A 13,320-nucleotide genomic window follows, 5' to 3' on the forward strand; every position below is an offset into this window, starting at 1 on the left:
CGCAGTGGCAACAGCAATGAGCGCTGATGTAGCCGAAGAAAGCTAGCGCCAGCGCAACTGTGTTGGTGTTCCTGTGATGGCAGCTATCGGCCAGAAGCAGACATTCGTTTTGCTATTTATATTCTATTGAGCCTAAATCCGGAGAATGGAGAATCAAATCTGCAAGGCTTGCCACCGGACCGCTTAACGAAGTTTCTGAGCGATGTACGAGATAAAGATCTTTGTAAACATCTTCTTCAATCGGAATTGCATGTAACCATCCGCTTGCCTGTTCATGCTTGACCGCGCTTTCCATCACAAGCGAGATTCCTAGCCCTGCGTGGACCGCGTGTTTGACCGCCTCGGTGCTACCTAACTGCATACCCACTGTGAACTCTGCCGAGTCGGCACCGGCATATTGTTGTAGTAGGCGCCCAGTTCCGGTAGCCGCTTCGCCTCCAAGCAAGTTCTGGGATTTTAACCACTTAAGTGGAATGGTCGACTCGGCAGCCCAAGGATGGCCGGGGCGAACAATGACAACCATCCTCTCGCGCCGCCATACTGTTGAGACGAACCCAGGACGTGAGTCCCACCACTCCATTACCGCTACATCCACTTCAAGCGTTTCCAGCAAAGCGGCAATCTCGATATTTTTGCCGATCCTCACATCGATCTTGTTTGCTAATTTATCTTGGAGCGCCTTGATATAGGGTTGTAAAAGATAAATGCCGATATTGGAGCTTGCACCAACGACCAGGCTTTTATTGTGGAGGGCTGCCGTAGCCTTATGGCTAGTACGGAGCAATTGTTCCGCATAGGGGAAAAAAATCTTTCCCTCCAATGTCAGGCTTTGCGGCATTGTTGCGCGGTCAATCAGCCGGGCCTGCAAAGACTGCTCCAGCCGCTTGATATGCTGCGTTACTGTTGGCTGGGACAATCCAGTTTGCTTCGCCGCTTCGCGAAAGCCCCCGCATTTGACGACGGCAATGAACGTCGCCACACGCTCCAGATCTATCACGCCGCCTTTACTCCCGGATACGGCTGATTAATCGCGCCCATCGGTTTTTCACCAGCGAGTGCCTGGATGATGTTCATCGCTGCCTGCCGCTCGATTTCAAGCCGAACTTCCTTGACCGCCGATCCCAAATGCGGCGTAAAAAACGTTTGTGCCGTATTGTCGAGCAGCGCCTTGGGGATAGCCTGCGGGCGATCAGCGCGTATCCATTCTTCCATCTCGAAGACATCGGCTGCATATCCAGCTAGTTTTCCAGACGCCAGTGCTGCTATCACCGCATTCTCATCCACGACCGAGCCGCGACATGCATTGATCAGGTAGCTACCGGTTTTCATCTTGGCCAACGCGGTGGCATCGATTAGATGCAGTGTCTCTGCGGCCATCGGAACCATCGGCACGACATAATCACATTTTTCGAGCAGTTCATCGAGCGTGACGCGCTGTACGTGCCAAGCCTTTTCTTGTTCGGCATTGAGCGGAATCGGATCGCAATACAAGAGATTCATTTCAAAGCCAGCCAAGCGCTGGGCGATTGCACGGCCGACCGCCCCCATACCAATGATGCCAAGCGTTTTTCCTGTCAAACCAGAGCCATATAGTGTCGGCCGCCAGCCTTGGAAGTGTCCGCTACGGATTTGCCTATCGCCTTCCAGCATATGCCTTGTCAAACCGAGAAGAAGGCCGATAGTCAGTTCAGCGGTCGGGATCGTAAGCAAATCCGGCACAATCGTAAGCCATACACCGTGGCGTGTGCAGGCGTTGACATCGAAGTTATCATAGCCTTTAAGCGCGGCGCCGATGACACGCAGCTTTGGACATTCCTCGAGAAACGCGCTGTCGATGCTGTCCGGCATGAAAGCCATGAGTGCATCCGCATCTTTGGCTCGCGCAATTACCTCAGAACGCGGCAAGGTTTCCCGTGTGGTGTTGGGGATAACATCGGCGCTAGCGGACAACAATTCGATGATTTCCGGGTGCACCCAGTGGGTGAGGACGACTTTGGGCTTCATAAAAACCTTTGTAAGCTTTGGGAGTTATTTGAACTTGCGACGCAGGAAGGAGCTGAAGGCGTCGACGAGGGTAACCATGCCTAAAATAACCAGCAAAATAGCCGAGACATCCTGGTATTGCATGATGCGCAGAGAGCCCATCAGCTCGAACCCGATTCCACCGGCGCCGACCATGCCCATCACGGTCGAAGCACGGAAGTTGTATTCCCATCGATAGATCGCGGTATCGGCCATTTGCGGAAGCACTTGGGGAAAGATCCCATGAAAAATCACCTGCAATGGCGTGCAGCCCGCTGCATGCGCGGCTTCTACCGGTGCCGGATCGGCATGTTCGATCGATTCCGAAAAAAATTTGGCGATCATGCCAACCGAATGTAAGCCTAGGGCTAAAACACCCGGCAATGCGCCGAAGCCAACGGCTGCCACGAACAGGATGCCCATGATCAGTTCGGGTATCGATCGCAAAGCGTTTAACAGGCCGCGTGTGGCTTGATACACGAGTGGATGAGGGCTAGTATTCCGCGCGGCGAGCACTCCTAAGGGAATGGATAGCAATACCGCGATTGCCGTGCCGGCGATACTCATGGCCAAGGTATCCAGTACCGGTTTGACCCAGGTGCCAGCCTGCGAGAAGTTCGGTGGGAACATCTCGCCGGCAATTTTTACCAGGCTTGGCATGCCATCCTTCAATCGCTCGGCATCAAATAGGCCGACGTAATACCAGCAACCGATCACAATCGCCAGCACAACGGCAAACTGCAGTATCGTGCGGTTCCATACGCGCTGGCGCTCGGCCAGAATCAAACCAAAATCAGCTTGCATGCTGTCGCTCACTTAGAACTTCGACAGATCGAGCTTGAGCAGTGTGCCAAGGCTGCGCACCACGTCATAGTCTTTGTCGCTGATCGGGCCGAAACCATCGGCTTTGAAAGGTTTCAGGACTTCCGGATCTTTGAGATTCAAGAAGGCTGCACGGATCTTTTCCTTCAGTTCCGGCTTCAGATTGCTGCGCATGGTCCACGGGTATTGCGGATATGGCTTCGATTCGGCAAGAACTTTTACTTTGTTGGGATCGACCAGTCCGCGCTGAACCAGGGATTCAAAAATCGGCTTACTCAAGCCGCCAGCCTGCGCGTGACCGTTTTGCACGGCCATGGCCACCGCGTCATGCGCACCGGCAAAGTGTTCGCGATAGTTTTCGCCGGCTTTCAAACCGTTTTCCGCCAATATCGACTTCGGAATCAAATGGCTGGAGGTGGATGCCTTATCACCGTAAGCGACATTCTTGTTGACGATATCACTGATTTTGGCGATGCCGGCGCCAGTATTGGCGATCAATACGGACTGGTAGGTAGTGCTACCCTTTTGCTTCATCGCTGCGAATGGCTCGATGTCGCTCTTTTGCTTAGCCAGCACATACGACAAGGGGCCAAAATATGCCATGTCGATACGGCCGTGACGCATGGCTTCGATCATTGACGAGTAATCAGTGGTAACCACCAGCTCAATTTTCTTTCCCAGCTCTTTTTCCAGATAGATTTCGAGCGGCTTGTTGTTTTTAATTACGGTCGATGCGTTTTCGTCCGGCAGCAGCGCAACTTTGAGCGTTTCTGGATCGGGATTGGATGATGCATGGCCAATGCTGCAGACGGCGGCAAGCAAGACAGACATTAATGCGGATGCGAGTTTTTTCATAATCAATCCTTTACGGTAGCAAGTTGCATGGGAAATGAAGTATCGATAAGCCGTTCCTCTCGAGCGTCTTGTGGAACGCTCAAAGAAGAACGGGGTACTTGTTCATACAGCGTGTCGTAACTGGCTTGATCCAAAGTCTGCGGGGCGGCATCAAAAATGACTCGGCCATGGGACAGGCCAATAATACGGTCGGCATAACGTTGAGCGAGGTCTACCTGATGCAGGCTGACGACCGCCGAAATCCCGTCCTCTTTACAAATGCGGTGCAGCAGACTTAGCACTCGCTCTGCAGTAGCAGGATCGAGGCTGGCTACCGGTTCATCAGCCAACACCAGTTTAGGTTGCTGAGCCAGAGCCCGGGCAATACCGATGCGTTGCTGCTGGCCGCCGCTCAATGCGTCGACACGGCTTAAGGCTTTGTGCAATAAGCCGACTCGGTCCAGACTTTGCAAGCATATGGATTGATCCTTCGCCGGGAGGGGGAATAGACTGCGTAATGCCGTGTGGTAGCCCATTCGGCCCATCGAAACGTTTTGCAAAGCCGTCAGTCGGCCAATCAATTGATGCTGTTGAAACACCATGCCAGTCTGTCGGCGATGCATGCGCAATGCACGCGAGTTCGCCAAATTTCCTAAGCCGGCGACAATGGTGGTGCCGCGCTGCGACGCATGCAGCGAATTAATACAGCGAAGTAGCGTGGATTTTCCAGCGCCGGAAGATCCGAGCAATACGGTGAACTGTCCCTGATGGAGTTTGAGAGTGGTGGGATACAGTGCAATCGCATCACCATAACTGACTGAGACATTCTGTAGTTCGATCATGACACCTCCGGCAGATTTGAATTCGTAATCAAAAATGATGACCTGATTACGAATCTGAATTGCAGCGATGGTAATGTCGTGATATGACACCCTGATGACTCGTTGATGTCATTTTTGTGGCATGGTCGCGGGTGCCTGTGAGGGAAATAAGTTGTGCTATCTATGCCAAATATAGACGTCTGCTATGGGTCGGGAGCGGCAAGCCATCAATACCAAGACCGGTCGTTCGCGTGACTCCATCTCGGGGGCATGAATCGAACGACTGGTGTTGAGGGTCAAGCGGTCAATCAAGTCGATGCCCGCCGAATGACTTCTTGCGGCAAACGCAGTCGGTCAGATCGCAAACATCAATGACCGAGTACAGCCTGAAGCTGTCCATGCCTGGTGAGCGGCAGTTCTGCAGCGTTGGGTGCCGGTCACACCCATGGGGCGCACTTGCGCAGACCAGCATCAAGCCGACCTTCAGTTCAGCGGCCGGTGCTCCCATGTGCCTCGGCGAATGGTGGGGCGGCGGCCAATCGCACTGGCACCCTGGCGTGTCGCGCAGCAAACGACCTGCTCTGCCAAAGCTGAACACTCCGATCGCTGCAAATCCAATGAAAAGTATGATCAGGCCAATCCAGGCGCCCTGGATAATTAAGGATGGTCTGCACAACCACCGCTGACGCGGCGACTGGCGGCTGTTATTTCAGATGACGACACTTTTTTGCGTTCAAAGGGCAGATTCAGGGCGAATTGAACCCCAGTCGCGACCCCTTGGCCGTTTTTGGGCGCACTCATCCCTGCGCCCCCATATTCAAGAGTCGTTTGCGCACCATCCACAGGTTGGACAGTGCAAACAGCGTCATCAGATTGGCCGTGTTCTTGGCCAGCCCCCGGTACTTGACCTTGACGTAGCCGAACTGCCGCTTGATGACACGAAACGGGTGCTCTACCTTGGCGCGGATGCTGGCTTTGGTATTTTCCAACTGCTCCAGGATGCTGCCCATGGGCGTGTTCTTGTCCATGGCCTTTCGCTTGCCAGGCATCATGGCGATGTGCCATTTCACATCCGGGTGCTTGGCCTGAATTTCTGCGCGCTTTTCAACACCCCGGTAGCCCGAATCGGCAAAGACGTCGGTTTCTTGCCCATGCAACAGCGCGTGTGCCTGGGTGATGTCGTGCGCGTTGGCCGCCGTGGTGGTCACGCTGTGCACCAACCCCAAATCGGCATCCGAGCCGATGTGCGCCTTCATGCCGTGGTGCCACTGGTTGCCCTTTTTGGTCTGGTGCATCTCAGGGTCGCGCGTGCCTGTGCCGTTCTTGGTCGAACTCGGCGCGGCAATCAACGTCGCATCCACGACCGTGCCTTGCTTGAGCAGCAAACCCTTGGCGGTGAGGGTGGCGTTGACGGTTGCCAAGATTTGCAAGCTCAGATCGTGAGCTTCGAGCAGATGGCGAAACCGCAAGATGGTGCTTTCGTCGGGAAGATGGTCCTCCCCCATGTCCAGCCGGACAAACTCACGGAACATCGGCGTGTCGTACAGCGCCTCTTCCATCGCCGGGTCAGACAAGTTGAACCACTGCTGCAAAAAGTGGATGCGCAGCATCGTTTCCACAGCAAACGGTGGACATACATGTAGCTCGAATGGTGGCACCAGACGCAAAAAAGGCGCTCAAAGCGCCTTTTTTGTTGTCCGCGATAAGTAGCGTTATCGCGAGTTGAGCATTCACAAGTACTGGCGGGAATCCCGAAAAGGTGTCAAGCATGACTGTGTCGATGTCTGCTTTGCAGCGTGGCTTGGTTGGGACTGATAGAGGGCTTCCACCATCGCGTGCGCAGGCACACGTCCATCGGATCCATGGCCCCCGTCACAAAGGAAAGCAGCTGCTGGCGGCATGGATGGATGTCCGTGGAAACCTGGCAGGGTCCACCGTCTGTTCACTCAGGTGGCACAAATTGTGCTTAACAACAACGGGCGCCATTGAGTTGGAGCGTTCCATGCACCGCGGCAGGGCTGCCGCCCCATTTTGGCTACGTAGCCTTCGTTTCACTGCCTGACGGCGGAGCTAGGGCTTTTTGTTTTTGGACCACAGGTATTCTGCAATGCGCCTTTTTCCTCGTGAGATTGATCGCCTTCTGCTGCACCAGGCGGCAAGCCTAGCGCAGGCTCGCCGCAAGAAGGGCTTGCAGCTGACCGAACCGGAGGCGCGGGCGCTGATCGCGGACGCCATCTGCGAGGGGGCGCGCCAGGGAGGGACTGTGGCGGATATGGTGTCCATGGCCAGCGCGCTTCTGAACGAGGACGACCTGATGGCAGGCGTGGCCGAGCGCATCGACGTGGTCATGGTCGAAGCCTTCTTCCCTGACGGGCAGAAGCTGGTATGCGTTCGCGATCCAATAGGGCCAGCCAAGGCAAAAGGGCCGTCGAATGCGGCACCGCAAGTCGAGCCACGCTGGCGCCTGGTCGAAGAACCGTTAGTGGTCAATCAGAACCGGCCTACGCTGCGCCTTCGAGTGGAAAGCACCAGTGACCGGCCGATACAGATCGGCTCGCACTATCACTTTTTCGAAGTCAATCCGGCACTTCGGTTCGATCGCGCCGCCGCGTACGGCATGCGCTTGGATATACCAGCGGCAACCACACTACGTTTCGAACCCGGCGATGCGCGAGATGTTGATCTTGTGGCCATCGGAGGTGCGCGTCGCGTGTTCGGCTTGGCGGGCCTGATCAATGGAGCACTCGACGACCCGGCGGTGCGCTGCGCAGCAATGACCCGGCTTGTCGCGTTTATCCAGGACTAGGCATGGCATTCACCATTGAACGTTCACGCTACGTGCAACTGTACGGCCCCAGCTCAGGCGACAGCGTCCGCCTCGGCGACACAGGGCTATGGGCCCGGGTCGAGCGTGACTACTGTCATGGCGGCGACGAACTTGTTTTTGGTGCCGGCAAGACGATCCGTGCAGGGACTGGCTGCGACGGCGCGATGACAGCGGCGGACGGCGTTCTCGACCTTGTCGTCACCAACGCACTGATCATCGACGCGGTGGCCGGCATCATCAAGGCGGACATCGGCATAAAGCAAGGGCGGATTGTTGGTATTGGCAAGGCCGGGGATCCCAACATCATGGATGGCGTGAGCCCTCAGCTTATCGTCGGGGTCAATACCGACATCAGAGCCGCCGAAGGATTGATCGTCACGACCGGAGGCATCGATTGCCATGTCCACTTCATCGACCCGGGTCAGGTGGATGAGGCCCTGTGCGCAGGCATCACGACCTTGATGGGCGGGGGACTCGGTCCCACCACGGTTCCGATCGCCTCAACCGGCACAACCAACCTAGGTCTGATGCTACAGGCGGCTGAGGCGTTCCCAGTGAACTTCGGCTTCATCGGCAAGGCTGCGTCACACACCGTGGCGCCCCTGATTGAACAACTCGCCTCTGGGGCCGCCGGCCTCAAAGTCCATGAAGACTGGGGCGCCAGTTCGGCCGTCATCGACGCCGCACTCCAGGCTGCTGACATTGGCGGTGGCCAGATCCAACTGCACACCGACACCCTAAACGAATCGGGCTTCATCGAGCATACTTTGCGCGCGATCGGTGACCGATGCATCCATGCATACCACGTCGAGGGCGCGGGCGGCGGGCATGCGCCCGACATCATCCGCATTTGCGGCAAGGCGAATGTGTTGCCGTCTTCGACCAATCCAACCAATCCGTTCACGGTCAACACCTTTGACGAGCACTTCGACATGGCGATGACAAGCCATCATCTGAATCCTCGATTACCGGAGGACGTTGCCTTCGCGGAGAGTCGTATCCGCCGCGAGACGATCGGCGCCGAAGATGTATTGCACGACCTAGGAGCAATCAGCGCTATCGGCTCTGACAGCCAGGGTATGGGGCGCATTGGCGAGACGATCGCAAGGACCTGGCAGCTGGCTGAGCACATGCGTGATCTGCGCGGCAGTCTTTCTGAGGACCTCGGCACGGGCGCCGATAACCACCGAATCCTGAGGTACATCGCCAAGTACACGATCAACCCTGCAAAGATGTTCGGCATCGATCACGAGGTCGGATCCATTGCTCCGGGAAAGTTGGCCGACCTGGTTTTCTGGCGTCCCGACAGTTTCGGCATCAAACCGGAGTTGGTCATGAAATCGGGTTTCCCTGTATGGGCACCGCTTGGGGAAGCCAATGCATCTCTGATGACCTGCGAGCCGTTGCGCTACCGGCCCATGTGGGGCTGCTTCGGTCGTGCGCCACAGGCGCTGGGCGTGCGCTTTGTCGCGCCGCCTTCCATCGCTGCAGACATCGGCCGCAGGCTCGACCTTAAATCCGCTCTGGTGGCCGTAACGGACACACGGGGACTGACCAAGCGCAATATGCTCTACAACGATCTGTTGGCCGATATCAGGGTTGATCCAGAAACCTTCCGCGTCTACATCGATGGCCAAACGCTGATCAGCGCTCCAGCCACGCGAGTGACGCTGGGGGCCTCCTACATGCTCAAGTGAACAAAGGGATCTGAAATGTCTGTGGTGCGATTAGGCATCGGCGGTCCGGTTGGCAGCGGCAAGACGCGCATCGTGGAGCGCCTGCTCCCCATTTTTGCCGAGGAGGGTATTTCCACGGCAGTTATTACCAATGACTTGGTTACGCGAGAGGATGCGGAGCGTGTACGTCGATCCGGCTTGATCGATCCCGATAGGGTGTTGGGCGTCGAGAGTGGGGCCTGTCCGCACACCGCCATTCGCGAAGACCCGTCCGTCAACATCGAGGCCGTTGAATGGCTCGAACGGCGCTTTCAGCCAGACGTCATCCTCATCGAGAGTGGCGGCGACAATCTGGCCGCTACTTTTTCAAGTGAACTGGTGGATTGGTGGATGTTTGTCATCGACGTGGCTGGCGGGGACGACATACCGCGCAAGCGTGGACTAGGCGTTTTGCGAGCCGACCTGTTGGTGGTCAACAAGATCGACCTAGCTCCCCACGTTGACGCGGACCTCGACCGCATCCGCGCCGATGTGGCAATAGCTCGACCCAATCGTCCCTCGCTGTTCACGGATCTGCGTCGCGGTGAGGGTGTACGCGCAGTCTTCGAGGAGCTAAGGCGCTCGGCACTGTTCGGGCATGGCCGTACATGACCGACGGCCTGCTTCAACTTCGTCTGGCCTGCGACCGCCAAGGCCGTACCCGATTGGTGGAGCGTAAGCAGCGCTACCCGTTGACCACCACCGCTGTGCTGCCGCTCGACGCCGGTCCGGGCGCTCTCATATATGTACAAAACGCGGCTGGATCGGTATTTGGCGGCGACCGTTTGCACCTCGACGTGGCGTTGGGTGACGGCGCTGAGCTTTGTCTGTCGACACCGTCCGCCACGCGACTGCAAGGGGATACCCTGTCGGTGCAGACCTCGCACATTTCAGTGGGGAAAGGGGCCTTTCTCGAATCCATTCCCGACATGCTGATACCGCATGCGCGCTCGATGCATAGACAGCACACCCTGGTCGAGCTTGCATCCGGTGGGCGGGCGATCATCGCCGACGCGCTGGCTCCAGGCCGTGTCGCGAGCGGCGAGCGTCACGCATATCAGTTGCTCGCGCTGCGCTTGCGGGTCTGCGTCGAAGGGTCTTCGATCCTCCATGACGCCGCAACCTTTTGCCCTGATGAGGCGGATCCGTGGCTGGAGGGAGCACTTGGCAGGCAAGGCTATGTCGGGACGCTGTTCGCATTGACGCAGGAAGGTTGTGCGGCAGAACTCGCGGACAGGGTCCACGCCGGTATCGCAAGTGTGCAAGGAGTTTACGGTGGGGCCTCCCCATTGGCTTCTGGATATGGCGTCGTTGCCCGCTTGCTGGCCGACGACTCACCGCTATTGCGCCACGCAATGCAGCTCACGTGGGATCTCATGCGCCGCTGCCTGCTTGGCCGTCCAGCACCTCAACTGCGAAAGTAACTCCAATGATTGAACAACACTTTGACCCACCTATTGCAGCGCGAATCCTCGGCCGGGTGGGTGCGCCAGAGTTCGCTGGACGCTGGATCGAGCGGGTACCGGTACCCGCCGCGGATGCGGCACGCCGGCGCGTGCTGCTTCGCGGAGAGCACGGTACGGCCATCGCTGTGGATCTCCCCAAGCCAGCTTGGTTGTTTGATGGCGCGGTACTCCACGACAATGGCTGTCGCTTGCTTGTTGTCACCCGCCCACCGGAACCGGTCATGGTCATTGGGTTGGCACAACTCACACCCGCCGATACGCTCCGCATCGGCCATGCGCTGGGCAATCGGCACAGCCCTTGCGAACTGTCTGAGGGCGAGATCATCGTCCCGGTCACTGACACGCCGGAACTTGCCTCCCGACCCGTGTTGGCGCTGGGATTGGCCGGACTTCAGCTGCGTTTCGACCATCTGCCGTTTGCTGCCCAATGTCCACCGGCTTGCGGCGCAGCCGCACACGATCACCCGCCCCAACGATTGGATCACGGTTCGCATTTGCATCCGCATTCGACACATGCACGCCACGATGGATGAGACTGCTGCAATGCGCATGCTGACACTGATGCAGCTGTCGGACTCGGCACTACCCATTGGCCGTCATGCACATGCGATGGGCCTGGAAAGGCTCATTCGAGACGGACGCGTGCAGACCCGCGAAACGCTGCGTGAGATGGTGGTCTCTGCGTTGATCCACGGGGCGGCTCGCTCCGATGGCACTGCGACCGCTCTCGCGCATGGCGCGGTGATGGCGCAGGACCTCGCCGCACTGCGCGGGGTAGACGCCAGGCTCGACCTGCTAAAGCAGACGCCCTCAGCGCAAGCCGCGTCCCGCCGCTGCGGCAGCCGCCTCGCGGCCATGGCTACCACCTTTGGAGCGCAGGCCCTGTTGACCGAATACGCCGCAGAGATCGCCGCCCAAAAGTCGCCTGGCCATCTCTCGGTAGTTTCCGGCGCTATTGCGGCCACTGCAGGTATCGATCGTGAACACGCAGTGCTGTGCGAAATGCGCGGAGTGGCATCCATGATTCTGTCGGCCGCGGTTCGTCTGGACCTCCTCGCGTCTGCAGCCTGCCAGGGCATGCTGGCAGAACTGTCCCAGCACATCGTCAAAGCTACGCGAATCGCCTTGCGCACAGGTCTTGAGGAGATGTCGTGCAGCGCGGCCGCTGGGATTGAGGTTGCCGCCATGCGACATGCCCGCGACGACGCTCGGCTTTTTGCCAGCTGATTCCTACAAACCCCCTTGAAGGCATTTCATAGATGCAAAATGACCGGATGTTGCGCGTGGCTCTGGACTGGGCCGTGGACGAAATCGACCCACCCCGTTCTTTCGGCGGCTGGAACACTGGCCGCGTCGTGCAGCAAACGCACGAAAGCCTCGTCGAGGATGATTTCCATATGCCCCCCGGTTCAACCGGTGCGCCGACCCAAGTGGTGCCCAGGCTGGCCGAATCGGTGCAGCAATCGCCCGATGCCCGCCACTTCATCTTCAAACTTCGCAGAGACGTACGCTTTCACGACGGCGCCGAGCTGGATGCGGATGCCGTCGTCCTCAATTACCAGAGGATGTGCGATCCGGCCTCTCCCTATTACTCACATGTCGCTGCTGACTTCAATCGCGAAGGGGTAGGGCTCATCGACCACGTTCACGCGCGGGACTCGATGACAGTCGAGTTTCGCTTGAGCGAACCATTCCCGGAATTTCTGCGTTACATGACGCAGGAAGACGCGCCCGGCTCGCAGGCACTTATCAGCCCTAAGGCGATCCGAGAATTCGGACCGGATGGCTGCGCAGATCGCGCCCCAGGCACCGGGGCTTTTCGGTTCCATCGTCGATTTGAGACCGCGGGCGGATCGGCCGTGGAACTTCGACGCAACGCGGCGTATTGGGATGGCCCGCCGGCGATCGATGCCATCCAGTTCCTTCCAATTCCCGATCTGCAGGATCGCGTGCGGGCCCTGATGGAAGGCCAGGTGGACGTAGCCTACAGCCTCGAGGGCACCGATGTGGAGAACCTGCTGGCGCGCGGTTTTAACGTGCCTGCGTTTTCCCCTCCGTACCTTTGGTACTTGGTGTTCAACCAACGTGACCCATGGGTATCCGATGGCCGGGTACGCCAGGCCATTGCACATGCCATTGATCGGAAGTCGCTTTGTGACGCGCTCTTTCCAGGAACTGTACGCCCTGCAACCTCGGCGATTCCACCGGGTGCGCCAGCGCATGATGCGCATGCATTGGAACGCTATCCCTACGACCCTGATCTGGCGCGCGCCTTACTGGCAGCGGCTGGTGTTCCACAGGGCTTGGTCCTGCATGTCATTGGCGCACGCGCGGGCTCGGCGCAACTCGATCCTGGAGCGATCTTCCAACGAATCGCACACGACCTCGCTGCGGTCGGGGTCCGACTGGAAGTCAGCTTGCAAGATGAATGGGTTGCCTATTGCAATCAATGGCGGCAAGGCGCACCGATGGGCGTCGCAATGAGCGAGATGAGCTGGGCCATGTCGTGCGACGTGTGGTTATCTCAGGTCCTGCACAGCCGCAACATGTCCCCACGCGGGTTCAATGCCGGGTACCACCACGATCCTGTACTCGACACGATGCTGGATCAGGCGCGGAGTACCCTGTCATTTGAAGAGCGAAAATCGCTTTACCGCGCCGCTGATGCGCGCGTCATGGAGACCCTCCCCATCCTGCCCCTGGTCACCTCGGCAAGAGGGATGATCGCATGCTCGCCCCGTGTCACTGGCCTGACTACAGTGAACCAGTGCTGGCAAGACTTTCGGCGCGTACGGTTCACTTAAATGACCGAA

12 protein-coding genes and 1 pseudogene are annotated in these 13,320 nt (G+C 57.9%); 7 read left to right on the forward strand and 6 right to left on the reverse strand.

Features of this window, described 5'->3' with window-relative positions:
• Positions 1–112 precede the first annotated feature (112 nt).
• The 6 genes and pseudogenes from FSY45_RS23400 to FSY45_RS23425 all read right to left on the reverse strand — a co-directional run.
• Positions 113–997 (reverse strand): LysR family transcriptional regulator, encoded by an 885-nt coding sequence (locus FSY45_RS23400; protein WP_004629222.1) that lies wholly within the window; start codon positions 995–997, stop codon positions 113–115.
• Positions 994–2,004, reverse strand: a complete 1,011-nt coding sequence (locus FSY45_RS23405; protein WP_009238667.1) for a phosphonate dehydrogenase — start codon at positions 2,002–2,004, stop codon at positions 994–996. Before FSY45_RS23405 ends, FSY45_RS23400 begins: the two co-directional genes overlap by 4 nt.
• A gap of 24 nt (positions 2,005–2,028) precedes the next feature.
• Complete coding sequence (gene phnE / locus FSY45_RS23410) at positions 2,029–2,826, reverse strand: phosphonate ABC transporter, permease protein PhnE (RefSeq protein WP_009238668.1); 798 nt, start codon at positions 2,824–2,826, stop codon at positions 2,029–2,031.
• A gap of 12 nt (positions 2,827–2,838) precedes the next feature.
• Positions 2,839–3,699: a phosphate/phosphite/phosphonate ABC transporter substrate-binding protein gene (phnD, locus tag FSY45_RS23415; protein WP_004629229.1), complete on the reverse strand. Its 861-nt coding sequence runs from the start codon at positions 3,697–3,699 to the stop codon at positions 2,839–2,841.
• A gap of 2 nt (positions 3,700–3,701) precedes the next feature.
• A complete protein-coding gene (phnC, locus tag FSY45_RS23420) occupies positions 3,702–4,520 on the reverse strand; it encodes a phosphonate ABC transporter ATP-binding protein (RefSeq protein WP_020200553.1) in 819 nt (272 codons plus the stop codon).
• 776 nt (positions 4,521–5,296) lie between these two features.
• Positions 5,297–6,130, reverse strand: a pseudogene (locus tag FSY45_RS23425) (IS5 family transposase); the annotation flags it as partial.
• 476 nt (positions 6,131–6,606) lie between these two features.
• Here FSY45_RS23425 and FSY45_RS23430 point away from each other — a divergent pair.
• From FSY45_RS23430 to FSY45_RS23460, 7 genes are all read left to right on the forward strand, one after another.
• Positions 6,607–7,305: an urease subunit beta gene (locus tag FSY45_RS23430; protein WP_104670286.1), complete on the forward strand. Its 699-nt coding sequence runs from the start codon at positions 6,607–6,609 to the stop codon at positions 7,303–7,305.
• A gap of 2 nt (positions 7,306–7,307) precedes the next feature.
• The gene (gene ureC / locus FSY45_RS23435; protein WP_137923799.1) at positions 7,308–9,023 is read left to right on the forward strand and encodes an urease subunit alpha; all 1,716 of its coding nucleotides are present in this window, start codon (positions 7,308–7,310) and stop codon (positions 9,021–9,023) included.
• Positions 9,024–9,038: 15 nt separating this feature from the next.
• Complete coding sequence (gene ureG / locus FSY45_RS23440) at positions 9,039–9,653, forward strand: urease accessory protein UreG (protein WP_137923800.1); 615 nt, start codon at positions 9,039–9,041, stop codon at positions 9,651–9,653.
• Positions 9,650–10,465, forward strand: a complete 816-nt coding sequence (locus FSY45_RS23445) for an urease accessory protein UreD (RefSeq protein ID WP_137923801.1) — start codon at positions 9,650–9,652, stop codon at positions 10,463–10,465. The genes ureG and FSY45_RS23445 overlap by 4 nt, the downstream gene beginning before the upstream one ends.
• Before the next feature lie 263 nt (positions 10,466–10,728).
• Positions 10,729–11,040, forward strand: a complete 312-nt coding sequence (locus FSY45_RS28525; protein ID WP_171020325.1) for a hypothetical protein — start codon at positions 10,729–10,731, stop codon at positions 11,038–11,040.
• Between the two features lie 10 nt (positions 11,041–11,050).
• Positions 11,051–11,734: an urease accessory protein UreF gene (locus FSY45_RS23455; RefSeq protein ID WP_255443419.1), complete on the forward strand. Its 684-nt coding sequence runs from the start codon at positions 11,051–11,053 to the stop codon at positions 11,732–11,734.
• Positions 11,735–11,766: 32 nt separating this feature from the next.
• Positions 11,767–13,311, forward strand: a complete 1,545-nt coding sequence (locus FSY45_RS23460; RefSeq protein WP_137923804.1) for an ABC transporter substrate-binding protein — start codon at positions 11,767–11,769, stop codon at positions 13,309–13,311.
• The last annotated feature ends 9 nt before the right edge of the window (positions 13,312–13,320 follow it).

This window comes from Comamonas sp. Z1 (assembly GCF_008121555.1).
GTDB lineage: Bacteria > Pseudomonadota > Gammaproteobacteria > Burkholderiales > Burkholderiaceae_C > Comamonas > Comamonas thiooxydans.

Bases quoted from the DNA above. Each gene is read 5' to 3' on its own strand.
- FSY45_RS23455 (WP_255443419.1), top strand. From the start codon at position 11,051: ATGCGCATGCTGACACTGATGCAGCTGTCGGACTCGGCACTACCCATT.
- FSY45_RS23460 (WP_137923804.1), top strand. From the start codon at position 11,767: ATGCAAAATGACCGGATGTTGCGCGTGGCTCTGGACTGGGCCGTGGAC.
- ureG (WP_137923800.1), top strand. From the start codon at position 9,039: ATGTCTGTGGTGCGATTAGGCATCGGCGGTCCGGTTGGCAGCGGCAAG.
- phnD (WP_004629229.1), bottom strand. From the start codon at position 3,699: ATGAAAAAACTCGCATCCGCATTAATGTCTGTCTTGCTTGCCGCCGTC.
- FSY45_RS23445 (WP_137923801.1), top strand. From the start codon at position 9,650: ATGACCGACGGCCTGCTTCAACTTCGTCTGGCCTGCGACCGCCAAGGC.
- phnC (WP_020200553.1), bottom strand. From the start codon at position 4,520: ATGATCGAACTACAGAATGTCTCAGTCAGTTATGGTGATGCGATTGCA.
- phnE (WP_009238668.1), bottom strand. From the start codon at position 2,826: ATGCAAGCTGATTTTGGTTTGATTCTGGCCGAGCGCCAGCGCGTATGG.
- FSY45_RS28525 (WP_171020325.1), top strand. From the start codon at position 10,729: ATGGTCATTGGGTTGGCACAACTCACACCCGCCGATACGCTCCGCATC.
- FSY45_RS23405 (WP_009238667.1), bottom strand. From the start codon at position 2,004: ATGAAGCCCAAAGTCGTCCTCACCCACTGGGTGCACCCGGAAATCATC.
- ureC (WP_137923799.1), top strand. From the start codon at position 7,308: ATGGCATTCACCATTGAACGTTCACGCTACGTGCAACTGTACGGCCCC.
- FSY45_RS23430 (WP_104670286.1), top strand. From the start codon at position 6,607: ATGCGCCTTTTTCCTCGTGAGATTGATCGCCTTCTGCTGCACCAGGCG.